The 26,731-nt window shown below is 44.5% G+C and carries 24 protein-coding genes; 19 read left to right on the forward strand and 5 right to left on the reverse strand.

Features of this window, described 5'->3' with window-relative positions; genetic code table 11:
* Positions 1-132 (forward strand): IS3 family transposase (locus AC1DPK_RS21765; protein WP_477511665.1); only part of this gene is annotated, 132 nt, incomplete at its 5' end.
* Between the two features lie 70 nt (positions 133-202).
* Here the strand turns inward: AC1DPK_RS21765 and AC1DPK_RS21770 are convergent.
* Positions 203-1,003, reverse strand: coding sequence for an AraC family transcriptional regulator (locus tag AC1DPK_RS21770; RefSeq protein WP_477511602.1), 801 nt, complete (start codon positions 1,001-1,003; stop codon positions 203-205).
* Positions 1,004-1,187: 184 nt separating this feature from the next.
* Between AC1DPK_RS21770 and AC1DPK_RS21775 the strand changes: the two genes are divergently transcribed.
* The 12 genes from AC1DPK_RS21775 to AC1DPK_RS21830 all read left to right on the forward strand — a co-directional run bounded on the left by AC1DPK_RS21775 (position 1,188) and on the right by AC1DPK_RS21830 (position 15,862).
* Complete coding sequence (locus AC1DPK_RS21775; protein ID WP_477511603.1) at positions 1,188-2,192, forward strand: aldo/keto reductase; 1,005 nt, start codon at positions 1,188-1,190, stop codon at positions 2,190-2,192.
* 131 nt (positions 2,193-2,323) lie between these two features.
* Positions 2,324-3,763 carry an SWIM zinc finger family protein gene (locus AC1DPK_RS21780; RefSeq protein ID WP_477511604.1) on the forward strand — a complete coding sequence of 480 codons (1,440 nt, stop codon included), beginning with the start codon at positions 2,324-2,326 and terminating at the stop codon, positions 3,761-3,763.
* 21 nt (positions 3,764-3,784) lie between these two features.
* Complete coding sequence (locus AC1DPK_RS21785; protein ID WP_477511605.1) at positions 3,785-5,593, forward strand: hypothetical protein; 1,809 nt, start codon at positions 3,785-3,787, stop codon at positions 5,591-5,593.
* Positions 5,569-6,660: an ATP-binding protein gene (locus AC1DPK_RS21790; RefSeq protein ID WP_430059001.1), complete on the forward strand. Its 1,092-nt coding sequence runs from the start codon at positions 5,569-5,571 to the stop codon at positions 6,658-6,660. The genes AC1DPK_RS21785 and AC1DPK_RS21790 overlap by 25 nt, the downstream gene beginning before the upstream one ends.
* Positions 6,657-8,984, forward strand: coding sequence for a DUF5682 family protein (locus tag AC1DPK_RS21795; RefSeq protein ID WP_477511606.1), 2,328 nt, complete (start codon positions 6,657-6,659; stop codon positions 8,982-8,984). Before AC1DPK_RS21790 ends, AC1DPK_RS21795 begins: the two co-directional genes overlap by 4 nt.
* A gap of 1 nt (position 8,985) precedes the next feature.
* Positions 8,986-10,194 (forward strand): VWA domain-containing protein, encoded by a 1,209-nt coding sequence (locus AC1DPK_RS21800; protein WP_477511607.1) that lies wholly within the window; start codon positions 8,986-8,988, stop codon positions 10,192-10,194.
* 118 nt (positions 10,195-10,312) lie between these two features.
* Complete coding sequence (locus AC1DPK_RS21805; protein ID WP_477511608.1) at positions 10,313-11,389, forward strand: D-alanine--D-alanine ligase family protein; 1,077 nt, start codon at positions 10,313-10,315, stop codon at positions 11,387-11,389.
* Positions 11,390-11,394: 5 nt separating this feature from the next.
* A complete protein-coding gene (gene alr / locus AC1DPK_RS21810) occupies positions 11,395-12,567 on the forward strand; it encodes an alanine racemase (RefSeq protein ID WP_477511609.1) in 1,173 nt (390 codons plus the stop codon).
* Positions 12,519-13,370: a D-alanyl-D-alanine carboxypeptidase family protein gene (locus AC1DPK_RS21815; RefSeq protein WP_477511610.1), complete on the forward strand. Its 852-nt coding sequence runs from the start codon at positions 12,519-12,521 to the stop codon at positions 13,368-13,370. The genes alr and AC1DPK_RS21815 overlap by 49 nt, the downstream gene beginning before the upstream one ends.
* A complete protein-coding gene (locus AC1DPK_RS21820) occupies positions 13,315-14,385 on the forward strand; it encodes an acyltransferase family protein (RefSeq protein WP_477511611.1) in 1,071 nt (356 codons plus the stop codon). Before AC1DPK_RS21815 ends, AC1DPK_RS21820 begins: the two co-directional genes overlap by 56 nt.
* Before the next feature lie 338 nt (positions 14,386-14,723).
* Positions 14,724-15,110: a zinc ribbon domain-containing protein gene (locus tag AC1DPK_RS21825; protein ID WP_477511612.1), complete on the forward strand. Its 387-nt coding sequence runs from the start codon at positions 14,724-14,726 to the stop codon at positions 15,108-15,110.
* A 68-nt stretch (positions 15,111-15,178) separates the two neighbouring features.
* Entirely contained in the window at positions 15,179-15,862 is a 684-nt protein-coding gene (locus AC1DPK_RS21830; RefSeq protein ID WP_477511613.1) for a YjjG family noncanonical pyrimidine nucleotidase, read from the forward strand.
* A 34-nt stretch (positions 15,863-15,896) separates the two neighbouring features.
* Here AC1DPK_RS21830 and AC1DPK_RS21835 read toward each other — a convergent pair whose 3' ends face one another.
* Both AC1DPK_RS21835 and AC1DPK_RS21840 read right to left on the reverse strand, forming a co-directional pair.
* Positions 15,897-16,310 carry a hypothetical protein gene (locus AC1DPK_RS21835; protein ID WP_477511614.1) on the reverse strand — a complete coding sequence of 138 codons (414 nt, stop codon included), beginning with the start codon at positions 16,308-16,310 and terminating at the stop codon, positions 15,897-15,899.
* A gap of 101 nt (positions 16,311-16,411) precedes the next feature.
* Positions 16,412-17,599: an ROK family protein gene (locus tag AC1DPK_RS21840; protein ID WP_076265903.1), complete on the reverse strand. Its 1,188-nt coding sequence runs from the start codon at positions 17,597-17,599 to the stop codon at positions 16,412-16,414.
* A 282-nt stretch (positions 17,600-17,881) separates the two neighbouring features.
* On the opposite strand from AC1DPK_RS21840, the gene AC1DPK_RS21845 reads away from it, so the two are divergent.
* Both AC1DPK_RS21845 and AC1DPK_RS21850 read left to right on the forward strand, forming a co-directional pair.
* The gene (locus tag AC1DPK_RS21845) at positions 17,882-18,529 is read left to right on the forward strand and encodes a GntR family transcriptional regulator (RefSeq protein WP_477511615.1); all 648 of its coding nucleotides are present in this window, start codon (positions 17,882-17,884) and stop codon (positions 18,527-18,529) included.
* A gap of 46 nt (positions 18,530-18,575) precedes the next feature.
* Positions 18,576-19,745, forward strand: a complete 1,170-nt coding sequence (locus tag AC1DPK_RS21850) for a helix-turn-helix domain-containing protein (RefSeq protein WP_477511616.1) — start codon at positions 18,576-18,578, stop codon at positions 19,743-19,745.
* 97 nt (positions 19,746-19,842) lie between these two features.
* Here the strand turns inward: AC1DPK_RS21850 and AC1DPK_RS21855 are convergent, their stop codons facing one another.
* Positions 19,843-20,748, reverse strand: a complete 906-nt coding sequence (locus AC1DPK_RS21855) for an RraA family protein (RefSeq protein ID WP_477511617.1) — start codon at positions 20,746-20,748, stop codon at positions 19,843-19,845.
* A gap of 231 nt (positions 20,749-20,979) precedes the next feature.
* Here AC1DPK_RS21855 and AC1DPK_RS21860 point away from each other — a divergent pair, with 231 nt between their 5' ends.
* From AC1DPK_RS21860 to AC1DPK_RS21875, 4 genes are read left to right on the forward strand one after another with little or no spacing between them, the layout of a single operon-like run.
* On the forward strand, positions 20,980-21,933 hold the full coding sequence (locus AC1DPK_RS21860) for a carbohydrate ABC transporter permease (protein ID WP_441963311.1): 954 nt from the start codon (positions 20,980-20,982) through the stop codon (positions 21,931-21,933).
* Complete coding sequence (locus AC1DPK_RS21865) at positions 21,930-22,760, forward strand: carbohydrate ABC transporter permease (protein ID WP_076265908.1); 831 nt, start codon at positions 21,930-21,932, stop codon at positions 22,758-22,760. The genes AC1DPK_RS21860 and AC1DPK_RS21865 overlap by 4 nt, the downstream gene beginning before the upstream one ends.
* A 38-nt stretch (positions 22,761-22,798) precedes the next feature.
* Positions 22,799-24,145, forward strand: coding sequence for an ABC transporter substrate-binding protein (locus AC1DPK_RS21870; protein ID WP_477511618.1), 1,347 nt, complete (start codon positions 22,799-22,801; stop codon positions 24,143-24,145).
* A gap of 23 nt (positions 24,146-24,168) precedes the next feature.
* Complete coding sequence (locus AC1DPK_RS21875; RefSeq protein WP_477511619.1) at positions 24,169-25,173, forward strand: mannonate dehydratase; 1,005 nt, start codon at positions 24,169-24,171, stop codon at positions 25,171-25,173.
* A 165-nt stretch (positions 25,174-25,338) separates the two neighbouring features.
* Here the strand turns inward: AC1DPK_RS21875 and AC1DPK_RS21880 are convergent, their stop codons facing one another.
* A complete protein-coding gene (locus AC1DPK_RS21880; protein WP_477511620.1) occupies positions 25,339-26,727 on the reverse strand; it encodes a mandelate racemase/muconate lactonizing enzyme family protein in 1,389 nt (462 codons plus the stop codon).
* Positions 26,728-26,731: the final 4 nt, after the last annotated feature.

Here is a 26,731-nt window from a genome sequence, read left to right on the forward strand (position 1 = left end):
TGTACAACCTTGGCTGAATTAGAACGAGAAATTAATCGCTATATTCGTTATTACAATCATCATAGATATCAGTGGAAACAAAAAAGGATGACTCCTGTTCAGTACAGGAATCATCTCTTAAGTGTGGCTTAGTGCTCTTTTCTTTTCAAGTGTCCTTGTCTAAGGGGTCAGTTTACATGCAGGCTCTCTTTTTTTGAAGAAATCAGACAATTTCTTTGCGATAATGACTGGGAGATATCCCTTTCACTTTTTTGAACATTTTCGAGAAGAGAAGAGGGTCGTTATAGCCGACGGAGTGGGAAATATCAGATACCGAAAGCTGTTGATTGTTCATGAGATCACAAGCTTTATCCATTCGATAATGCAATAAGTAGGTTTGTGGTGATTGATTTACAACTTCCTTAAATAAGGCGGATAAGTATATGCGGTCTATGCCAATGAGTTTGGCCAGCTCAGTAATGCTTACTTTGGTGTAGTAATTCATTTTGATATAATCCATCGCTTTGCGAACATAAACATCCTTTGCTTTAGGCAAATAACCGATTTGATTAGGGGCAGTCAGCATATCGATCCAATCCGAAATAAGGCGATAGAGCAGGCTATGCACGACAAGACCGCTGTTTTTCTCAAGCTCCCCAGCATCATTAAACTGTTCTAACCAAGGCTCAAACCAATTTGCTGGAGCGAACGAGAAAGAAGGGGCCGTTTTGCTTAAGTGGACCTGTTCAAGTAAACCGTCAACACATGTTCCTTGAAAAGCGATCCAAGAATAGACCCACGGATCTTGAAGATCCGCCTTCATATGGCATATCGTATTTGGAAATACCATAAAGCCTTGTCCTTTTTTTAAGGCATATGTTTTTCCGTTAATCTGATAGGTGCCTTTGCCTTCATGAATAAATAAAATTTTGTAATGATCCTTAACGCCGGGTCCCCAGCTATAGCCAGCTTCGCAGAACTGCTTCCCATGATAATAATAGACCAGATCATAATGCTCGCACATTCATTGTCACTTCCTTGATTGTAGGTCTCTAACATATTACATTATGACATATATGACTTGCATGTGGACATTCCTTATTGCAGTAAAATTAAGCTATACTTTAAAAGAAATGATGTTTGCAAGTAATCATTATAGCATGTTTCAAACAACGAAATCATTCTAAAAACAAAGGGGAATATGATAAATGCCTTATGCTGCTGATTCATCACGTTATTCCGATATGTTGTATAAACGCGCAGGCAAAAGTGGAATTAAGCTGCCTGCGATATCCCTTGGTCTGTGGCAAAATTTCGGCGGCAATCAACCGCTTGAAAATTCACGTGCAATGCTTTTAAAAGCGTTCGATCTCGGCATTAATCATTTTGACCTAGCAAACAACTATGGACCGCTTGCCGGTTCTGCTGAAGAAACGTTCGGAGCAGTATATAAGAAGGATTTGGCTCCCTATCGCGATGAACTTCTAATTTCTACAAAAGCGGGCTATTACATGTGGGAAGGTCCATACGGCGAATGGGGCTCACGTAAAAATTTGCTGTCCAGCTTGGATCGCAGCTTAACGAGAATGGGACTTGATTATGTCGATATATTTTATTCCCATCGTCCTGATCCAGAAACGCCGCTTGAGGAAACAATGGGCGCGTTAGATCATGCGGTAAGACAGGGTAAAGCTTTGTATGTTGGTTTATCCAACTACAGTGCGGAGCAGACAAGCGCTGCTGTGAAAATTTTGAAACAGCTAGGGACGCCTTGCCTGATTCATCAGCCGAATTACTCCATGCTGAACCGTTGGATTGAAGACGGTTTGCAGGATGTACTTTCTGAGAATGGCATAGGCTCGATCGCTTATTGCCCGCTTGGAAGAGGACAACTGACGAATAAGTATGTCGATAAAATCGAAGCGGAATCGAGTGCAGCTTCCAGCGCGATGAAACCAGAAGCGATCACGGCAGAGCGGGTTCAAAAATTCCGCAGCCTAGAGCAGCTAGCGGCAAGAAGGGGACAAACCTTATCCCAATTGGCATTAACATGGGTTCTGCGTGAAGGTGGAGTTACCTCAGCATTGATCGGTGTCAGCCGCGTAAGCCAGATTGAAGAGAATGTAAAGGCACTGGAAAGTGCTCCGCTGTCTGCTGAAGAATTAGCCCAGATCGACGCTATTATGCACAATATTGGAGATATTCCATGGTAATACCAAGCCCAGGCGCATACGCCTGGGTTTTTCTCTGCTTTAAACGTTGTAAATGAACCCAAAAGCAGGAAATGATACGTGTTTTGTGGAAATAAACGAAGGAAATCAAACATAAACGAGTGAGGGAAACTATGACCCATCTTACTGAAGCTTTCATCGATGCAATGGCACCCAATGCGGGAGCAATCAAAAACGGTAACGATCTCGTACGCAAAAACAGCTTTCAGAAGTTATGCCGTACGGAAGACGGATTGTTGCTATTTGGAGAATGTAAGGGAAGCGGCAAAGAGCCCTATAGCTGCTCCGTTGATTTCGTAAAAGCCGAACAACCTGTATTTCGCTGCTCCTGTCCAAGTCGTCAATTTCCATGCAAACATATATTAGGACTTTTGTATGCATATGCTGGAGGAAAGGCTTTTTCAACGGAAGAGATACCTGCGGATATTGCAGATAAGCGCGAGAAAGCGGACAAGCGTGAAGAGAAAAAGAAGGAAGCTGCCGCGATTCCAGCAGGTACAGAAACTAAACGCAAGGTTAACAAAAACGCTCTTATCAAGAAACTCGCTTCGCAGCTTGAAGGGGTCGAGCTCGTTCACAAGCTTGTGCAGCAAATCGTGCAAAGCGGTTTAGCTTCGTTGGATAAACGCTCTCTTCATATGTATGAGGAACAAGCAAAACAGCTTGGCAATCACTACGTACCCGGGCTCCAAGCAGCATTTCGAGAGATATTGGTTTTAGTAGGCTCAAGTGATAATCCGGAGACAATTTATTCCGAGGTTTGTGAACAGCTAGCTGCTATGCATGTATTAATTAAGCGCAGCCGGGATTATTTGAAGGCGCGAATGGAAGATTCGAGCATCCCAATGGATATCTCAAGCCCTCTTGAAGAAAAAATTGGCCATGCATGGCAGTTAGCTGAGCTGCGTGAGCATGGACTTCTCCGTGAAGCAGCTGAGCTTGTACAGCTTTCTTTCCGCTCTTATTCCGACGAAGCACGCGGTGAACATGTGGATGAAGGGTATTGGATGCAGCTTCAAGATGGAGAAATCGTCGTCACACGCAGCTATCGGCCTTTCCGAGCAGCCAAACATATGAAGGAAGAGGATAGCTGCTTTATGGTTGTCCAAACGAAGGAGTTATTTGTTTATCCAGGCGATTTGAATAAAAGGGTTCGCTGGGAAGAGATGACCATGCGTGAATGGATACCAAGTGATCGTGTTGTTATTCATTCATATGCAGAGCGATCCTATTCAGCGGCAGTAAAAACGGTGAAAAATCAGCTCAAAAATCCATTAGCAGACCGCAACCCGGTCATGCTGCTTCATGCTGCTCAGGTAGCAAATTCGGAAGGCGGATATGTTCTTGTTGATGAGCAAGGAGCTAGGCTTCCACTTGATGCCATCTCAAAGCTGAATCATCCTACATTGCCTTTACTCCGTAATTTAGATAAAGAGCTGCTTGCAAATGTGGGGGTACTTGTCATGTTCGAGGATCGACTCGCAGAAGGAAAGCTGCTGGCACAGCCTTTGGCTCTAATTACCGAACAAGAAATGATCCGCTTATTCTATTAATGGTTGACGAAGGAGCAAAACATGAGTATTCCATTATTGCGAGAATTGTATGAAGACGTTCGCCGTTTAATCATAGCAGGTGCGGGCATGGCGGCAGATGATGCGCGTTTGAGAAGATCGCTCCCTCAGCTGCAACAATTTGGTGAAAAGGCACCCATTTTCAAACGAATAGCAGAAGAAGTCGATAGTGTTACGAGGTCTAAGCAAGAGAATGCGGCTGACAAGCTGCTGGATTTAACAGTATTGCTGCAAGCGGTCTTGCATACACAAAGCTCTATTGAAGCGCCAGGTGAGCTGCTGCCCGTTGGCATAGAAGCAGCAAATAACAAAACGATCACGACGACCCCTTATCGAAAGCTTAAGCCGCTCATTGATTCGCTGACGCTTCGCGGTCCCAATCGGCTCGAAGCCATTAAACAAGGGGTTGAGGCAGGACTGTTCAACGATGTAAGAACATTCGCACCAGCCGTCAACGCTTTGAGAGACAGCTATTCTGAAATTGCTGAATATGTCGCAGATCATGTCATCCCACTTCTTGGTTCAGCTGCCTTGCCAATTCTGCATTCGGAATTCGATATGCAGGGAGGCAGCGGCGACGCGAGAATGCTCGTATGCCTTTATAAGCTGGCGAAGGACGAGAAGGAACTATGGCCAACTCTGCTGGCAGCGCAGAAGGATGGAGGATTGCCGGTACGTATAGCTGCGATATCGCTTACGGCTGGTTTGCCTAGCTTCGAGGAACATTTGCTCGATCTGTCGCATGACCGAAAAAAAGAGATTCGCAGCGCTGCTTTAATGGCATTGTCCCGCTTCGATTCTACACAAGTCGTTAACCGTTTGATGGAATCACTAAAGAAAAAAAATACAGACATCGCCATTGCTCCCATTCAAGCGTGCGAACTTCCAGCATTAACCGAGCAATTGTTGGCTTACGGTTTAGAGCTGGCTGAACATGTCGTTTCAGCTAAACAAGATACGGGCTTCCAAGAAAAGTTCAGCAGCGTCATCACTTGCTTTCAATCCAAAGCAGACATTGTTGCTGTAAGAGAATTTCTGATGCAAATGTTAAATGATGATGAGCTTTATTTTCAAGAGATGGAACCGATGATGAGCCAAGCAGCTCAAATATTATTAGATTCCAAAAATAATGAGGCATTAGTGTTTCTTCATGAGCTTCGCAATCGCCGCGCCTATTTGATCGCGTATTCGTTCAAAGCCGCACGACAAGTATTAAGCCCAGCAGATGTTTTTGACAGGTATGAAGGTTATGTAGAAGAGAAAAAGAGTAAAGTTGCACGCGAGCTAATACAAGCCATATATGAACTTACTCCTCATACGGTTGTGCAAGCCGCATTTACGCAACATCAAAATCAGTGGAGCTGGGATGCGAGATGGGCAGATCGCTTTATCACATTAAATGAGGAAGAGCTTATATGCCGATTAGTGGAACGCCCTAATGAGAGGGCAATCCACTATTTAGTCGACAAAGCGAAAGTAGCGCCACAACTGATGAAGCATCGATCAATTCATATTTTGTACACGTTATTCCGGCTCGGACATACTGATACGCCAGAGATGCTAATGTCATCACTGGAGCTTTCTACGCAAAAATCCTTTTATTATATGGACCGAGATTTGCAGCTATTAATTGCTATGCTTCCGGGGGAATTTGCGGATAGGCTTCAGCAAATCGCGGATAAGATGTCAAGCGAGTACTCTCGTGACCAATTAAAGCAGCTAGCCGAACACATTGCCGCTAAGCCAGCGGAGCTTGAATCGAAACCAGAAGGAGCGGGATTTCTAGCATGGATCAAAAACAAACTATCTTAAGGTTGCCTGCAGAGCAGTTATATGCACATGAACTCGAAGCACTGAAGAAACATGACACTGGAGAGAAACCGGCAGGCTGGCAGCTGTCACCGCGGGCAGTATTAACTTTTATTACAGGTGGCCGAGCTGGCAAGGTAGATATTACGCCAAAATACATTGGTCACACAAGACTCGTTGAAATTGCGATTGCGACACTGCTTACTGACCGAGCCTTATTGCTTATAGGTGAGCCGGGAACAGCAAAGTCATGGCTCTCGGAAAATTTGACGGCGGCCATTCATGGCGATTCATCTAAGGTTATTCAAGGAACCGCTGGTACAAGTGAAGAACAGGTACGATACTCATGGAATTATGCAATGCTTCTTGCTAATGGTCCGTCCGAGGAAGCGCTTGTCAAAAGCCCGATCTATCGTGCGATGGAGGCAGGAGGAATTTCGCGGTTTGAAGAAATATCACGCTGCGCTTCAGAGGTACAGGATGCTTTAATTTCCATTTTATCGGAGAAGACGATTTCTGTACCTGAGCTAGGCAGAGATATTCCCGCTGCAAGAGGTTTCTCCATTATTGCAACCGCAAATACGCGTGACCGCGGTGTCAACGATATGTCCGCCGCTTTGAAGCGTCGTTTCAACATCGTTGTGCTGCCGGCACCATCAGATTTGGATACGGAAGTAGCCATTGTGCGCAAACGGGTAAGCGAGATTGCTTCCAATTATCGGCTTGGTGAGGCTGTTCCTGAGGAGGAAGCTGTACGCAAGGTTGTGACCATTTTCCGCGAGCTGCGCAGCGGGATGACACTAGACGGCAAAGAGAAGCTGAAGCAGCCAAGTGGTGCAATCTCAACTGCGGAAGCAATATCCTTGCTTATTAATAGTATGGCGCTGGCAAGCAGCTTTGGGGATGGGCAGGTTGCTGAAGAGGACCTTGCTGCCGGTCTGCTTGGAGCTGTCGTTAAGGATGAAGCAAAAGATGATGCGGTGTGGAAGGAATATTTGGAAAATGTGATGAAAAAACGGGGAGCCGAGTGGCGAGGGCTATATCGTGCTTGCCGTGAGCTGAGTTCGTGAGTGCGGCTGCCGTATCCAATTACGGCGTTCATTTATTCGGCGTACGGCATCTCTCACCGACCGGGGCATTTCATTTGCAAACTTTTCTTCAAGAAGTTAAGCCGCAGCTCGTACTCGTAGAAGGGCCATCGGATGCAACGGAGCTCATTAGCCAAATCACATTAAAGGGTGTAAAGCCGCCCATTGCCATATTAGCCTATACCGATCAATTGCCAATCCGTACGCTTGTTTTTCCGTTAGCGGAGTATTCCCCTGAGTATCAAGCATTTGTATGGGCAGCTAGAAATGGCGTTGAAGCCAGATTCATCGATTTGCCGTCCGATGTATCGGTTAGCCTTCACTTGAAATTAAGTGCTGCTAGTGAAAAAGAAGATTATGCCGAAGGTGCCCGCTCGCATCGTGAACAAATCAATGATCGTTATGAGCAAGTGGCTATATCAGCGGGAGAATCCGATTACGAAACCTATTGGGAACGTTCGTTTGAACATAGCAGCGAGCCTAATACCTACCGCCATGCTATTCATGCTTTTTCAAGTGAGATGAGGCAGCTATCTGAGACGGATGAACGGATATATACACCGCTAGAGGCCGCTCACAATGAGATTCGCGAAGCTTACATGCGTGCACGAATTGCTGAGGCGATAGAAGGAGGCATTCCAGCTGAGCGAATTGTAGTTGTTACCGGAGCGTATCATGTTTCAGCACTCGAAGCGGAATTGGATGGTATGACTGAGCAAGAAGCAGCAGCATTGCCTAAGATTCAGACCAAGCTGACGCTTATGCCCTATTCGTATTATAAGTTATCCAGTCATTCAGGCTATGGAGCGGGTAACGCGGCACCGTCCTATTTTGAGCTTGCTTGGCAATGTTTAGTCAGTGGTGACCTTGGAAAGTTGTCTTCCGCTTATCTAGCAACGATTGCAGGTTATATGCGGCAGAGCGGGAATTTCCGTTCCGCAGCTTCCGTTATCGAAGCAGTAAGACTGGCTGAATCACTGGCATCCCTGCACGGAGGAAGATTGCCGACGCTGCGTGATCTTCAAGATGCCGCCATTACTTGTCTTGGATATGGCGAGCTTTCGATTGTAGCAGATGCGCTTGCAAGAACGAATATTGGTACTGCTATTGGTGCTTTGCCCGACGGAATCAGCCAAACCCCTATTCAAGAGGATCTTAATCGAAACTTGAAATCGTTAAAGCTGGAAAAATATAAAACGACGGTAGCAACTGACCTTGAGCTGGATCTACGAGAGAACAGAAGAGTGAAATCCGAGGATGCTGCTTTTCTTGATTTAAGAAGATCTTTTTTTCTTGAGCGTCTTCAGCTTCTATCGATTAGCTTTGCTAAGAAACGCGCAGTCAAGCAGGACGGCGCAACATGGGCAGAACACTGGGTGCTCTGCTGGACGCCAGAAGCCGAGATTGAGATCGTTGAGTCCATCATGAAAGGGGAGACGATCGAACTAGCAGCTGCTTTCTCTATTAAGGAGTCTTTAGCGCAGAGCACTAACCTATTAGACGCTGCGTCGCTCGTTAAGGCAGCATGGCAATGCGGGCTGCCCGCATCTATGGAAGATGCGCGTCGCACACTGCAAGAGCTGGCAGTTGAAGCTGGTGACTATACTCAAATCGCAGGGACACTTCGTGAATTGTCTATTCTCGTACAATTTGGTGATGTTCGAAAAATGATTACGGATGTGTTAGTACCTCTTCTTCAACAGCTTTTTTTAAGAGGTACGCTGCTCCTTGTTGATTCGTCGATTTGCAGTGACGATGCCGCGGCAAATATGGCTTCAGCAATCATCGATATGCATGCTGTATCACAGCAGCACTTTGAGGTCGTGGATGACGAGCGATGGGTACAGCAACTAGAGGAGCTTGCTTATCGCGATGATCGGAATGCTAAACTGTCAGGTCTAGCATTTGCTTTGCTGCTTGAGCGCAACCTAATCGATCATGAACGTTTAGCACGAGAGGTGTCGAGACGTTTATCCCCAGGGATACCTGCTGATATCGGAGCTGGCTGGTTTGAAGGCATGTCACTCCGCAATCGTTATGTGCTGCTGTCTCGGAGGCAGTTATGGGAACAGCTCGACCTTTATACAAGATCGCTTGATGATGAGCAGTTCAGACGATCGCTTGTTTTTCTTAGAAGAGCTTTTTCATCCTTTGAAGCTAGAGAAAAAAACGCGATTGCGCAATTATTAGGTGATGTATGGGGATTTGGATCCATAGAGGCGGCCGATGTATTGCAGCGGCCACTGAGCAGTGAGGAGCAACAAAAAATAGATGAGCTCAATGAGTTCGACTTTGGAGACTTATAATATGAGCGATAATGAGCATTTCGAACAATTAAAGCGTTGGCGCCTCATTTTGGGACATTCTGCAAACGACAAGCTATCTGACATGGCGAATGGTCAGGAATTGCTCGATAGTGAGCTGAGCTTGATGGATCAAGCTCTTGCAGCCATTTATGATGAAACAACTGAGATTATGACGGACAAACCCAAAAACAGCGGTGGTCGTTCAGCTGGTCTTAGCGCATCATCGCCCAAATTAACCAAATGGCTAGGTGACATTCGCAGCTTCTTTCCATCTGATATTGTGTCGGTCATTCAAGCGGATGCCATTGAGCGGAAGGGCTTGACACAACTGTTGTTCGAGCCGGAGACGCTAAGTCAGGTGAAGCCTGATATTCGGATGGTTGCGACACTCATCGCGTTAAAAGGCCGTATCCCTGAGAAAACAAAAGAAACAGCAAGATTACTCGTTCGCGAGGTCGTCGATGAAATTTTAGCTCGCTTGGAGCATGAAATTCGGCGAGCCGTTACAGGCGCTTTGAACCGAAGAAAACATTCACCGTTGCCTTCGATGACAGGGCTGGATTGGAAAACGACAATCCGCAGAAATTTGAAGCATTATGATTTGGATAGCCAAAAGCTTATTCCAGAACGGTTTTATTTTTTTGAACGCGCTCGGCGGAGTAAGGAATGGACCGTTATCCTCGATATCGATCAGAGCGGTTCGATGGCGGATTCGGTCATTTATGCTTCTATTATTGGTTCTATTTTTGCGAGCTTGCCTGCCTTGGATACACATGTTGTCGCCTTCGATACTGAAGTTGCTGATTTAAGCGAGCAATGTGCCAATGATCCAGTCGATATGTTGTTTGGCATTCAGCTCGGCGGCGGCACAGACATTAACAAATCAGTTCAATATTGCGAGCAGTTTATTAGCGACCCCAAGAAAACATTGTTTATTCTAATTTCAGATCTCTATGAAGGCGGCAACCAAGCAGCACTTATTAGGCGGATGGAAAATATGCGGCAATCCGGCGTTAGCGTAATTTGCTTGTTAGCCTTGTCGGATAGCGGAGTTCCTTCTTATGACGCTGCGCTTGCAAAAAAGCTGTCCACATTTGGCATTCCATGCTTCGGCTGTACGCCGGACCGGCTTCCAGAGCTGATTGCAGGCGCGCTGCAAGGGCGAGATTTGCAGGAGCTTGCTAGCGCAATTGATCCAGCGGGTAAATAAACCTTATAAACAGTTTATGGAATCTTAAGCTTTAATTAAACTTTACTTACAAGCCTCTTAACGATTGATTGTTATCTTTAGTAATAGATAACAAGTCGATTTTGGGAGGTTTTTTTTTATGCAAACAAAACTATATGTCCTATACGGCGGCAAATCCGTCGAGCATGAGGTTTCATTAAAAACAGCATACACCGTTATTCAATCCATAGATGATTCTAAATTTGAAGTATTCCCCATTTACATTACGCGAGAAGGACTATGGTGTACGCCTGACAAGTTAAATCAAGAAGGACTTCAATTAACCGATCTTATAGCTTTGCCCAAGCATAGGAGTGAAGCCGAGTCCATCGGACAGGTTTTAATGAGTCAATTCGCATTGCCAGGAAAAAAAGTTGTCTTGCCGCTGCTGCATGGCTCATATGGAGAGGATGGAACCGTACAAGGGCTGCTGGAATTGCTTAATGTTCCTTATGTTGGGAATGGTGTATTATCCTCAGCGCTTACACTGGACAAAGCCATCTCAAAGCAGCTGTTAGAGCAAGCAGGCATTCATCAGGTCGACTACCGTGTTTATCGATATGATCAATGGCTTGAAGATCATTCAAAGGTACTTCAAATGGCAGAGGAGACCATTGGTTATCCTTGTTATGTGAAGCCAGCCTCACTTGGATCAAGCATCGGCATCAGCAGATGCCACGACAAACAAGAGCTGGTTGCTGGCATTACCGAAGCATTTAAGTATGACAACAAAATTGTGCTTGAGCGTGAAGTGATCGGCAGAGAGATTCAAGTGGCTGTTATGGGTAATGAGAAGCCGCTTGCCTCACTGCCAGGCGAATTCATCCATGACCATGTCTTCTTCGATTTCGAGTCCAAATACATGGATAAGCAGCTAAAGATGTCGATTCCAGCGCATCTATCCGAAGAAATTACGTCGCAAATTAGGCAGCTAGCCATCAAAGCATACCATACTCATAACTGCTCGGGTCTTGCACGGGTAGACTTTTTCTTAGATGGCAAGGGACAGTTGTATTTGAATGAAATCAATGCACTGCCTGGCTTTACGAATTACAGCATGTATCCGGTCATGTGGGAGCGGACGAATGGAACTCGATATTCGGAGCTTGTCGAGAAATTAATTGATTATGCTATCATGCGTCATGCTGAAAAACAATCGATTCAGTACACGAGGTGACCGATATGCTTAGAGATACTTGGGCAGACATTCATTTGAATCATATTCAAGACAATCTAATACAGATTCGCGAAACGCTGCCAAACGATGTCAAGCTGATGGCTGTTGTGAAAGCAAATGGCTACGGACATGGCGATCTTGAATCTGCGCATATGGCTGAACAAGCAGGCGCTGATGTTCTGGCTGTTGCTTATTTAGAGGAAGCGCTCCGCCTTAGATCCTATGGCATGAAGCTGCCTATCCTTATTTTGACACCAATAGACGCTGAATATGTACACTTAGCCATCGAGAATGATTTGATGTTAACCGTTACAAATGCCACATGGTTTAAGCAAATGAGAAAATACAAACCGACTGCATCTGCCAAGAAGCTGCTTATCCATGTGAAAGTGGATACGGGGCTCGGGAGAATTGGTATTCAGTCAAAAGAAGAGTGGGACAAGCTTGTGCCATGGCTAAAAGCGCCAGATATCGAAGTGGATGGATTTTACACTCATTTTGCGACTGCAGGCAAAGCAGATACGACATTTCTTGACCTGCAAACAAGCCGCTTTATGGAGATGATGGAATGGAGTAAAAAGTCCGGTCTCCATATTCGTCATTATCATTGTGCGGGAAGTGCAGCTGCACTCCGATTTCCTAATCTTGCAATGGATATGGTACGCATTGGGGCGGCGATGTACGGCTTTTATCCAGAAAAGCTTGTGCAATCTGTGAAGCTCAAGCCTGTTTTGAGCTTGCACAGCAAGCTCATACAAGTAAAGAAGCTTCACAAAGATGAGTACCTAGGATACGACAATTCCTATCAGGCAGAAGAAGAGCAATGGATTGGCACAGTTCCGATTGGATATGCAGATGGCTGGTCACAAAGCATGCAAAATTCCGAGGTGCTGGTTAATGGACAACGGGCAAAAGTCGTCGGAAAAATATGTATGGATCAGCTCATGGTAAAGCTGCCAGGACCTTGTGCGGAAGGAACACAGGTGACTTTAATCGGACGACAGGGAGCAGAAGAGATCACATTTGCAGAGCTAGCCGCCCATATTGGGAGCGTAGCACAGGAAATATCAACGTCGCTAACAGCTAGAGTAACAAGGAAATACAAGGACGTAGAGGAGGCTTGGACGAATTGGGGCAACCGAACCAAATTGAAACCATTCAAGAAAGCGGTTATGTAAAGCATACAGCTGTTCAAGTTAGTCGTGCAGAAATGTATGAAGGTCATCTGGTATTGGTTAATCAAGCCAACCCTATAAAACAGTCCATTTCACTCGACAAGCTGATCCCGCTTCATACTAATCCTGATATAAAATTGCTGGAGGAAGGTTTGTTACTAGAGAAAACATGCTTGCAGCATTTCAATATACTTCTAAATGAATCTCAAGCCATGAATGATATTATTGCAGTTAGCGCTTATCGCTCGAGAGAGGAGCAGGAGCAAATCTATGAAACCTCTCTAGTGGAAAATGGAGACGAGTATACCGCTTGTTATGTGGCTTTGCCAGGCCATAGCGAGCACCAAACGGGACTTGCCATCGATGTTGGGAAAATAGATGAACATGTCGACTTTATTGCGCCATCTTTCCCAGATAGCGGCATCTATATGGCATTCAAGCAGCTTGCTGCAAAAAATGGCTTTATTCAGCGGTACAAAGCAGGAAAAGAGGCTATAACAAACATCTCTTGTGAGCCATGGCATTTTCGTTATGTCGGTTATCCTCATGCCGAAATTATGGAGCAGCATGATTTTTGCTTGGAGGAGTACATCGATTTTGTCAGAAAATTTACTTATGACGGGAATTATCTCACCGTAGAAACAGACAGCATGCTCGTGCAAATTTATTATGTGCCGGCAGAGGAAGGACCTTCCACGACTGTTCCCATCCTAAATGGTGATCTATATCGAATATCAGGAAATAATAGGGATGGTTTTATCGTTACAGCTTTTACTGGAAAAGGGCAAAGATCACATGGTCTCTAAACCCAATTATAGCGGGCTCGACTGGCTTAAATTTATAGCGGCCCTATTCGTTATTGCCAATCACACCAGTCCGCTGCTCTCGTATAACGAATATTTTGACTTTCTATTCAGCGGAATCATCTCGCGATTAGCGGTGCCTATATTTTTTATGTCAACGGGCTTCTTTTTCTTCCGAAAGCTGACAGGAGATAAAGTTAAAGATCAAAAAGCGTTGTTCATGTATTTAAAGAAAATCGGAATCTTATATTTGATTGCTATCTTGTTGTACATTCCTTTGAATATGTACAAAGGTGATTTTTCTACTCAGTTTACCTTTGGTTCCTTTATAAGAGACATTGTTTTTGACGGTACGTTTTATCATCTATGGTATCTGCCTGCGCTGATCATTGGACTTGTTCTTACGTATTATTGGCATCAGAAAATGTCGCTTTCCATGCTGCTCRTTGTTGGTTTGTTTCTCTATATAGTAGGACTCTTCGGAGATAGTTATTATGGAATTACGGAAAACATAGCTGTTCTAAAACATGTCTATGAATGGCTGTTTCAATTTTTTGATTACACACGCAATGGTATATTCTATGCACCGATTTATCTCATATTAGGCATATGGGCAGCAAAACGTCCACAGCCTGCTAGAACGCCGATAAACTACGCGGGTTTGTTTCTGATTTCGTTAGCACTAATTATAGCCGAAGCATCCCTTCTGAAAGCAATACAATTTCCGCGGCATGACAGTATGTACGCATTTGCTTGGCCAGCAACCTACTTCTTGTTCCACTGGGCGTTATCCTGGAAAGGCCGGTCTGGAAAAGCATTTAGGGAGTGGCGAGTATGGATTTATATATTGCATCCTATCGCTATCGTACTCGTTCGAGGAGCAGCTGAATTCGTGAAGCTCGAAGCTTTATTCATTACAAATAGCCTCATTCATTTTGTCGCTGTATGTCTTGCATCTATCGTTATGGCAGCACTCGCCGTACGAATATCCGTCATAAAATTTAAGTTTCGACCATAGATATGATAATGGGAGATGTTCGTTAAGCAAATGAACGAGAGGAGAAGCCGCAGCGAAGGAGCATTACATGCAGCTGGGAGGGATTGCAATGAGTAACGAACTGCTCATTCAACTACTCGTGCTTATCGTAATGATCATCGATATGGCTAACCGATCCAAAGATTCGTAACGTTAAAAGGCAAAACATCGAAAGTGGTGTTTTGCCTTTTTTTTTCGTGTTTGTATGAAAGGAGAGGAAAAGACAGGGCAGCAACGAATATGTTTACATGTTGAGAAAATATGAATCGTTCCCTTAAGCTTACGTTTTGAGAACGCATTAGATAGGAAGGAGCAACGCCATGATTGAATGTCCTTGGTGCGGCAGCAGCGTTATACTCGAGCATAATTGTTGTCCTGAATGTAAACAAGAGGTTCTTGATGAGCATTTAGTTCCCTTTGTTGATGAGCAAGAGAATGGGCTTGAAGAATCAGATCTCGAACTGGATGAGAATGATATAAACAATAGCATTGCGAATTCATTCAAATGCACAAAATGTAATCATAATGAGTGCGATATTAATGAATTGGCTATGACAGGTGCGGGATTAAGCAAGCTTCTAAACATTCAATATCAACATTATTTATTTGTTTCTTGCATGCACTGCGGATTTGTTGAAATATATGACCCTACGATCTTAAGACGACGCAATTATGCTATTTCGAATTCAGCTTCAAGGGGAACTTAACAAAAAATTTAGCTTGAAGGAAAGTTATGATTCATTCATGCTTAAAAGGTTAACARGAGGATTTTTTTGTGAAATACGAAGTTATTTTATTTGATGCGGACGATACCTTATTTGATTATTCTTTAGCAGAGGCGCACGCCCTTAAAAGTGTTTTCTTGGAGTTTCAAATTGACCTTCTACAATCACATATTGAACTCTATCGCTCAGTTAATCAGCAGTTGTGGAATGATTTTGAAAAGGGTGAGATTACTCTTGATTTTTTGCGGCATGAGCGATTTAGAAAACTGTTTGCAGAAGTTAAAGTCGAGCTTGATGCTGTACATTTTAGCGAGCGCTACGTTCATTACTTGGGAGAGGGCTCTTTCTTAATCGAGGGCTCGGATGTTCTTATTCAGCAGGTTCTTCATAATGGGCATCGCATTGCAATCATCACAAATGGGATTAAACAGACACAGCATAGTCGAATTGGCAGGTCTGCTTTAGCTCATTCGTTCGAGCATATTATCGTTTCTGAGGACACTGGTTTTTCGAAGCCGCAAACGGGAATTTTTGATTTTGCATTCGAGAAGCTGAATCTGATCAATAAGTCTAATGTGCTTATGGTCGGTGATTCATTAACATCTGATATCCAGGGCGGCCTCAATTATGGCATCGATACATGCTGGTACAATCCGAAGCGAAAGCCAAATCGTACAAGCATTAATCCAACGTATGAAATTCATCATTTAAACGAGCTGCTGCAACTACTATAAAAAAGCTGTTATTGTATAAAATTGGATCAATCATTCATTCGTAATGTTTCCCTGCATCGGGAAACTTTCCTTCTGGCGGCATCCAAGAGCTTTGGAAAATGTTTTTTTCATTAACTACTGAATAGGTATAAGTCCAACCCTTTTCGTTTATAAAATTAACGTTTAAGTGATAAGGGTTATATTGTCTTCCTACTTGTCGACTAATTTCCCATTCTTGATTAGGGTACCGTTCCTCCAAATATAGATTTAGCTGTTTTGTTTTATTTGAAACTTGATAATCAATCCAGTAGGGACGAATAACAAAAAGTAATAGCAAAAGTACAGTTAATGAACAAGACATATATAAACTCAGTTTTCTAACCTTCTTGGGTAAAAGTAATGCAATAACAAACATAATCATGACAAACCCAATCGAAGCTGCAATTTCAAATATGGTTATTGGATGCAAAGAAATCCCCACCTCAAATTTTCATTTGTACGATGTTAGTTCTCCCGCCATAGCCTAGAAACAAGAACGATGCAGGCCAAAGCCAGCATCGTTTTTTGTTTCTAATTAAGTTCCCAATCCTGCAGCAGCATTATGGCTGCCCCTGCGGTAACGGCATCTTCAGTCAGCTGTCCTTGCGAAAATTTCGGTTCATACTGCGGTGAGTAATAAATGTTGCTCCGGGCAACTTGAATGACCGTTTCATAAATCGTTTTATCGACATTGACGAGCGGGCCGCCTAAAATGACRGCCTCGGGATGCAAAATATTAATGAGATTGGCGATACCAATGCCGAGATAGGTAGCTGTTTGTAGAAATTGCTCCGTAATGAATGCATCTTTTTGCAAATACGCTTTCCGCAAAGCGTCAAATTGAACTTCCTCTGGCGGAATACCCATTAACGTGCTTGATCGGCCAAGCTTCAGTTGAGAGCGTATTTTCTTTTCCAACGCGGGAATGGAAACAAGTGCTTCAAGCGCGCCATAATTTCCTTCGTCGCCTAGCCTTGGACCATCGGTCTGAATGATCATTTGACCGAACGAGCCTTCCATATCTACTGCGCCTCTAACGATTTGTCCGCCTGACATCATCGAGGTTCGCAGACCAACTCCCGCATGAACATAAAGCATGTGTTCAACCTCTTCATTGCGCAGTGCCCAATGCTCGCCGATAATAGCTGTGTTCGCTCCATTATCGAGCAGGGCAGGCATGCCAAGCCGCTGTTCCAACCAGTCACAGATGGGAACATCAATCCAGCCTCGTGCAGGAAAATAACGGGGTTTTAGCATGACGCCATCTTCACGGCTCAAAGGGCCAACGGCGCCTATCCCAATCCCAATCACTTTGTTGCGATCAATGTGAAAGTCACTCATCATACGCTCAGCAATTTGAGTGATTTTGCCCACAAGCGTTTCTGGCGTCATTCTTTCATCCATCTTCCATCGTTCAAACGCGAGCGGTTTTAAATTCAAATCATATAAACCGATAGAGGAGGAGAAGCGGGATATTTCTAGCCCAAACACAGCACGATGATCTGGATTGACGCGATACAATATAGGCTTTCGCCCGCCTGTAGAACGTCCCAGCTCTGAAGCAAGAATTAGACCATCCGTTAGCAGTTCCTCCAGCAATCGCGACAAGCTGGTGGATGTTATCGTTAGTCGCGCCATTAAAGCAGCTTTGGAAACGAGTCCATCGCGAATGATGAGATCAAAAACTTGTTTTTTTATTGTAGGTACTTTTACATTCATATTTGAATCTCCATTTGTCCAAGTAATTATATCGGATATTAATCAATCTCTATTATATGCTCTAGGAATTTGCATGACTAGATAAAGTCCTAAAATATTTTATAAGCCATTTTAATCTTATGTACCTTTCGTTTTGATCAGATGGTTATTCTCAACCAAGCCCCAGTATATTTGTCAGTTTTCGACAAAATAATCGGTTGTCATAGATGGGAATAAGTTCTATAATCTTGTTACAAAGCAGATTATCGATAATCGATAATCGGAAACGGAGAAGTGAATGTTATGTTTGAGAACATGTCAATTCCTTCGGTTAGCTCCATTAGCGATCAGGTTTACACAGCATTAAAGAAGGAAATTCTAGCAGGTGAGCTGCAGCCGGGAGCTAGGTTGCTAGTTCTTGAAATTGCAAAAAAATTCAACATCAGCCAAGCACCGGTTCGTGAAGCGCTGGAACGACTGAAATCAGCAGGGTTTAGTACGAGCATCCCCAACAAAGGCTCAATTGTTTCTCACATAACCGACAAGGAAATAAAAGATATTTTCGAGCTGAGAGAGATCATAGAAGGTTTTGCGGTACGGCAATCTATGAAGCAGCTAAACGAAAATGATTTTAACTATTTAGAAGATCTGATTCGTCAAATGGATCTTGCTCATGAGCAAAACGATATTTTGAACATATTAGAGCTTGATATGGAGTTCCATGGCTTTTTTTATAGACGCTGCGATAACCATATGATTCTCGATCTTTGGAATCGGATGCGAATCAAAGTAATGCGGTTTATGGCTATTTCCAATCGTCATTACTCMACAGAAGAGCTGGCGGATTGGCATCTTCGACTCGTAGACGTTCTGCGCACTGGCGACGCTGCACTAGCAGAAGAAGCTTTTACTTTGCATATGCACTCTTACAAAATGATTCATCTCAATTAAAGTCATTCATTTCACAAGTCGACCTTACAAGAGGGGGAAATGGAGAATGTTAAGCGAGGGGTTATTATTTAAAGAAGATGTCATTCTTACGTGGATGAGGGAGCGTTTCTTGCGAAACCTGGTGTCTAATGCCCGTGCAATGAAGTCGGATTTAAAAGAAAGCTTATCCAGGCTTCAGCTTAATCCCTATTACACTTTTCCAGTTATGGCTTTGGTAGAACCGACGATCCCATTTGAAGATGAGCATGAGAAAATTATTTATTTGGAACAAATTCGGGATTACATGCAAAAAAAAATGACCGAAGGCAGCGTCGTATTTGTGGATGAGGAGGGCAGAATTGGCATGCTCTTCTCATGGGTATCGAAAGAATCTATCGAGAAGATGCAGACTATGCTTAAAGAGCATTTTCTTCATTCCTTCAATGTCGGCGTGGGCAAACCATGCAGTCAATTATATGATATTGTCCATTCCTATCGGCAGGCTGCGCGAGCGCTGCAGTATAAATTTTATAGTGGAACGGGCAAGATTAATTATTTCAGCGAGCTGGGACGCTTGGAATCGCTGCAGCAATACCCATCAGATAAGGAGAAGCAGCTTTTTGACGTTTACAAAGCCGCAGAGACAACCGCAGAGATTGAAGAAAGTGTTCACCTTTTTTACGCTGAGCTGCTTCATGATGGACCGATTGATACACAGAGCGTATATGATGTGACCGTTAGGCTTCTCGTCGGAATAGAAAAACGTGTATTATCAGAGACAGAGCATGTAAGCATGTATGAGCGGTTTGACGTGATGTCGATCGTGAAGCTTGCGACTTTAGATGAAATTAAACAGTATGTCATTCATTTTTTTATTGGTCTGAAAGAAGTGTTCTCGTACAACCAGAAGGAGAGTCACCGCAGCATTATCAAAAAAACGATTCATCATATGGAGCAGGAATGCCAATATGTATCCTTGCAAAGTGTGGCACAGAAAGTGTATATGACGCCAACCTACTTAAGCCTGCTATTCAAAATGAATACAGGAAAAACGTTCATCGAGCATTTGACGGACATTCGAATGGATAAAGCGAAGGATATGCTAAAGAGTACCCATTACAAAAATTATGAAGTAGCAGAGAAGGTCGGCTACCAAGACCCGCGGTATTTCAGTCAAATCTTCAAGAAAAAGGTCGGGCTCTCGCCTAGTGAATATCGGGAAACGATTGGTAAATAAAAGCATCTCATCGAAAAAGGACTCTAGCGGCGGCGTGATCCAGCTAGAGTCCTTTTTCTCATATTTAAACCACAATTGCTAGTTTCGAATGTATTGCCTAGAGCCGAACATCGCTTTGCGGTCCGTTTCGATCCCTCATTTGTGCTTCCTCAAGCTCAGCATCCCAGTTTAGATGACGATATTCGGCGGCTGCGGCATCATTTTCGAACCAGTTCAAAAAATCTTTCCAAAGCGCAACGTCCCATCCGGCATCAATTTGTGCTGTCGAATATACGCTGTCACGCAGTCTAACGAAACCAAACACATCACGTACTTGGGATTTTTCCGCTTGTACGACCGTCAGCTCAGCTAAATGTGGCGGAATAAAAATAACGCCAGAAGGAGTGCCGAGTACTACATCGCCAGGCATACAAATAGCCTTGCCAATTCGTGTTGGAACGTTCATGCCTACCATTGTAACGTCTGCAATCGCAGTAGGATCGCTGCCTCGATAATACACATTGATATTATCGATTTCTACGATTTGCTGATTATCGCGAATACCGCCCCAAATGACAGCACCGCCGCGCTTCGTGCGTGTGGAAATAGCTGTAGATAAATTCCCGCCTACGTAAGTGCCGAGATGCACTTTATCAAACATATCCACTACTGCGACGTCATCTTCTACAAGCGAATCAATRACCCATTGATTGAAAAAGCCTTTTCGATTCTCTTGCTCATGTCCATAGTTAAGCAGCGTTTCATGCAGATCAGGTCGTTTAGGCACCATTACAGCTGTAACAGCACGTCCAACCATTATTTTATTCGGATGGACAATTTTGAAATCACCTTCGAACTGAAAGGCATAACCTCTGTTCCAGAGAGGGCCCCAGGCCTCCTCCAAAGTGATTTTGCGCATGCGCCTTAGAACATCTTCGGATACTTTAGGACGTCCATTCGGAAAGCGTTCACCCTCCCAAAGCGGCGTAAGCTGGATCATATCTTCCGGATTGTCAAATTTCATCTGAGCACCTCTTTCGCAATAGTGTGTTTGAAGGCTGCTGTTATTTGCTTTCTAAGTCTATTGTTAGGGACATTCCCATATTTGTCGATGCGACTTTCTTAAGGTATTTATGGGGTAATCTATGAATTTTTCACACTATATAAAATCAAACGATTTCATAATTTCTTCACCTTCATTCATGTAACCGCTTTCGTATAAAGTAAAGGAACATTATCTAGGAAAGGGGACGAGATGATTAGAGTGAATACAGAGACTGTTATACCTAAACGAAAGCAGGCAAAAACGAAGCGCAAACAGCAAGGAGCTGCTCATTTAGCCGGATACATTTTTATATCCCCTTGGCTAATCGGTTTTTTGCTGTTGACGCTTTGGCCCATTGCACAATCGTTTTATTTGTCTTTTACCGAATATTCTTTGCTGGAGGACCCGATATGGACCGGCACGGACAACTACACCAAAATATTTACTGGTGATTCCACTTTCACGAAATCGCTAAGCGTGACGTTTATGTTTGTATTATTCTCCGTTCCATTAAAGCTGTTTTTCTCCCTTATGGTCGCATTGGCACTCAATAAAAACATTCGAGGCATGAATATTTATCGGACGGCAATTTATTTTCCATCCTTAATCGGAGGAAGCATTGCGGTAGCAGCGCTTTGGCGCAATATGTTCGGGATAGACGGTTATATCAATCAGGTGCTCGCTTGGTTTGGGATTGAGGGGGTAGGCTGGATATCCAATCCGGACACCTCGCTTGGCACATTGATTTTACTCAATACGTGGCAATTCGGATCAACCATGGTTATTTTTCTAGCTGGTCTTAAGCAAGTGCCGCAAGAGCTTTATGAATCAGCATCTGTAGACGGTGCCGGCAAGGTAAGGAAGTTTATAAGCATTACGCTGCCGATGCTCTCGCCGGTTATGTTCTTTAATCTCGTGCTGGGCATTATCGGATCGTTTCAAACGTTTACCTCAGCGTTCATTATCACAAAGGGCGGTCCTATTAATTCGACCTATATGTACGCCATGTTCCTGTACGAGAAAGCGTTCAAGCATTATCAGATGGGCTATGCGTCTGCACTTGCTTGGATATTGCTCACAATTGTTGCGCTTCTCACGCTTATTAACTTCGCAGCCTCGAAATATTGGGTGTTCTACGAATCAGATGGGGGGAAAACCAAATGAATTCGCTGCGTTCGAAGCTGACGAGCCATTTGTACCTATCCCTGTTTTCTATTCTGATGCTGTATCCCGTCATCTGGTGGGCAGGCGCCTCTTTAAAAAAGACAGAGGAGCTCAGCTTGCCGACGATCTGGCCGAAGACACCCATGTGGAGCAATTACTGGGATGGCTGGCACTTCTCATCGGAATATACGTTTGCACATTTTTTTGGCAACACACTGCTTATGGAGCTGGGCAATGTCATTGGCGGCGTTGCCACTGCTGCAATTGTAGCTTATGGCTTCGGAAGGCTAAACTTCAAGCTGCGGGGCTTCTGGTTTTCCATTTTACTGCTGACCATGATGCTTCCAGGGCAGGTAACTGTTGTCCCGCAGTACATTTTGTTCAATAAGCTAGGATTTGTGGACAGCTACGTACCGCTCGTGCTCCCGCATTTTTTCGGAGGCGGCGCATTTTTCATTTTCTTGCTCGTGCAATTTATTCGCGGAATCCCGAAAGATTTGGATGAGGCCGCAACGATTGACGGAGCAAGCGTTTACGGAATCTTTTGGAGAGTGATCCTGCCACTGTTGAAGCCCGCACTTGTTACCGTAGCTATCTTCACGTTTATTTGGAGCTGGGACGACTTTTTTGCACAAGTGCTTTATTTAAGCTCCGTTGACAAATTTACTGTTGGACTGGCACTGCGCATGTTCATCGATCAATTCGACATTCAGTGGGGGCAACTGCTAGCCATGTCCTTGCTGTCGATCTTTCCTTCGGTAATCATCTTTTTCTTTGCACAGAAGCATTTTGTCGAAGGAATAGCTACTACAGGATTAAAAGGGTAAGGCATTTCATTTCACAAAGGAAAAGGGGATGTAAGACGATGAACAAAAACGGGTCAAGAAGCTTGGGGCTGTTGATGCTGGCATTACTGCTCGTATTGACCGCTTGCAGCGGAGGCGGAAGCAGCAATGGAGGGAAGCAAACGAATGAAGGAACGAAGAGCACAGCAAAGCCGGACGATGCAGGCGGCAAAGAAGCTGGCGCCAAAACAACACTCAGCATTATGTGGTGGGGGCCGGATGCCCGGCACGAGGCAACAAAAAAAGCGCTAGACATTTACTCCCAGCAAAACACGAACGTATCTTTTAAGCCGGAGTTTATGGCATGGGATGCATTCTGGCAAAAGCTTCCGACACTTGCTGCCTCGAAGTCCATAACAGATGTGCTGCAAATGGATGCTGCCTACATTCAAGAATATGTATCGCGCGGTCAGCTAGAGGATCTCTCTGACATTGACCTAAGCGGCATTGTTGATCCATCCGTTATTTCTAATTTGCAAATAGATGGAAAATTGTACGGTATTCCACTCAGTCAGAATGCGCAAGGCTTAGCATTCAACAAAGCGGAGCTGGAGCAATACGGGATCACGCTTCCGCATAAGGATTGGACTTATGATGAATTTTTCCAGTGGGCAAGAGACGCACGGGCGAAGCTTCCTGATGGGAAATATCCGATAGGTGATACAACCACTTGGGATAGCTTCAACTATTACCAGACGTCGATGGGCAAACCGCCCGTTATGTCCGATGGCGGGAAAACATTTACGCTTGATAAGGATTTGTTTATGACCTTCTACCAAACGTATGAAGAGTTCCGCAAAACGAAAATCGTACCTCCTGCAGAAAAAGCTGCTTCATTTCTGGAAAATGACCCGCAAGCTGATCCAATGGCATCCGGCGTCGTAATGACAAGAGGTGCAACAACCGGCTCTGTCAGCGCTTTAGAGCAGCTTATGCCAGGAAAGGTAGGCGTAGTGAATCTTCCTGTTGGTCCTGCGGGCGGCGGCTGGGCGCAATCAACCATCTTCTTAAGTGTAAGCGCGAATTCCAAAAATAAAGATGAAGCGAAGAAATTTCTGAGATGGTTCGTTACCGATAAGGACGCAGGCAATGCGCTTGGTCTCACACGCGGCATTCCGATCAATCCTGACATTTATAAAGAGCTTGAGCCAACTCTTGAGGCTAAAGATAAGCTCGGCAAAGAAATATATGACCTTTCACTAGACAAGGCATTGCCGTTCTATCCGCCGGCAGCAGGCTTCTCCGAATGGGTTGATACGTATAAAAAGGAGATGGAGGCTGTAACCTTCGGCCAGCAATCGATTGAAGATGCCTACAAGAAAATAGACAAAATGGGCAAGGAATTGGCAGCAAAAGTGGCTGGTTAATAAACTATGGAGGTGGTATCTGGATGCAGCTAGCAGAGTTTTTCTCATCGCAACCCGCAAGATTATGGCTTTTGGCAAAGCAGCTTGGCATTGAATATGCAGTTGGAGGGCTTCCATGGGAAGAAAAGCACGAGAAACCATGGGATCTGATGCCGCTTATTCGCATGAAACAGAGGTATGCTGATGCTGGTCTTACGCTTAACGTGATCGAATCTATGCCTCCGAGCAATGAGATTAAGCTTGGAACGGCAGGAAGAGACGCCGAGATCGAAGTGTTCCAGCAATTTATTACGAATATGGGTGCAGCCGGTATTCCTGTCCTTTGCTACAATTTTATGGCTCAGTTCAATTGGTTTCGAACATCGACCACCACACGGACGCGGGGCGGAGCACTAGTGTCCAGCTACGATCACAGCCTCATGGAGGATGCGCCGCTCACCGAGGCTGGCCTTATTAGTGAAGATCAGCTTTGGGAAAATCTTCAATATTTCATGGAGCGAATCGTCCCTGTGGCAGAGAAAGCAAAAGTGAAGCTAGCGCTACATCCCGATGATCCTCCGATTACACCAATCAGAGGTGTATCGCGTATTTTGACAAGTGCAGCTGCCCTGCAGCAAGCAATTGATTTAGTTCCAAGCGCCTATAACGGCATTACCTTATGCCAAGGAACACTCGCAACGGCTGGAGAACATATTCCGAGCGTCATCCGCCATTTTGCAAAGCAGGATAAAATGTTTTTCGTCCATTTCCGTGATGTGAAAGGAACGCCGGAAAAGTTTGAGGAAACGTTCCACGATGATGGGCAAACCGATATGCTCGAGGCGATGCATACGTACTATGAAGTAGGCTTTAACGGGCCAGCAAGGCCAGATCATGTGCCGACGATGGAAGGCGAGGATAATGCGAATCCCGGATATGAGCTGTTGGGACGCTTATACGGTATCGGTTATATCCGAGGTTTAATGGAAGCAGCTGCTGCTGCGCGATTAACAAATGAAGCTAAGACGAGTGTTAACATTTCGGGATAACCTCCATACCTTCATAAAGCAAGCACCTTCAACTCCACATATCGTGTGGAACTGGAGGTGCTTTTTATAATGCTCATATTTGCTCAAAGCGCTATCGTTACTTCAAAACATGAAAAAACGGAACGCTATTAAGCGTCCCGTTTTGATCCCCACAGTATTAACGAATTAGCTCCAAAGCCGATCATTGGAATGGTAATGATTCCAGTTGTCCGTATGCTCCCACAGCCCTGGGATTTTTGGATGCAGATGCTTTGCTAGTACCTCATCGTTCAAGTCGTCAATGCCCAGACCAGGCGCATCTGTCAAATGAATGAAGCCATTCTGAACAAGCTTGTTCGGAAGCTTGCTGCTAATGATAATATCATCCCACCATGACACTTCACAGGAATGATACTCTAGTGCCATAAAGTTCTCTGTCGCTGCTGCTACATGAGCTGCTGCGAGACAGGCGATAGGGCTCTCAGCCATATGGATCGCCATGGCCACACCGTATTCCTGTGCCATATCACCAATTTTTTTCGTTTCCAAAATGCCGCCAGTCGTCAGAACGTCTGGATGTATGACCGACACTCCGCCAGCTTGGAGCAGCGGTTTGAAATTTTCTTTCAAATAAATATCCTCACCTGTACATATTGGCGTTGCAACAGCTCGGGCGAGCTTCGCATACTGCTCGGTATACTGCCATGGAAGCATATCCTCCATCCAAGCCAAATTGAATTTATCGACGCGGCGGCCAAGCTTAATACAATCTTCAAGACCAATATGTCCAAAGTGATCAACAGCAAGCGGAACCTCATAACCAATTACAGCGCGTACATCCGCCACATATTGCTCCAGCATATCAAGCCCTTTATCCGTTACATGAATCGCCGTGAAAGGATGGGGGATGTTGTGAATATCATAATGTTGATTCCGGATATCACGAATTTCTTCTTCGGTTAAGGTGTCATGGTTTGCACTGTAACGGTTTTTGGAAGCATTTCGCATCTCATCAATGAAGCCTATCGGAGCACTTAAAGTACCTGGCTCATTAATAATTTGACCGATGCCTAGATCCATCTTTAGGAAAGTGAAACCTTCCTCCATACGCTTCTGAAGCGCGAGCCCCATGGCGGTGCCTGTATCCTTGCCGACGACCTCGGTATCGCAGTACATTCGAATTTTGTCACGAAACTTGCCGCCGAGCATTTGATAGATCGGTACGCCATATGCTTTGCCGGCCAAATCCCATAAAGCGATTTCGAGCCCGCTCACACCACCGCCTTGACGAGCATGACCGCCAAACTGCTTAATGCGGCGAAACAGCTTATCAATATTGCATGGATTTTCGCCTAACAACCGACCTTTCAGCATTTGCGCATAAACTTTATCAGCACCGTCACGCACTTCACCAAATCCGATTAAGCCTTGATTCGTATACACTTTAATCAAGCTGCTATGAAACGGCCCGCCTACAATATCGGTGAAGCGAATATCCGTAATCCGCAGTGCGGAAGGACTTGCATGCTTGCTCACATGGGCTAACGTTTCTTCATAAGAAGGATTGTTGGACACGAAA

This window comes from Paenibacillus sp. 01T424 (genome assembly GCF_056398745.1).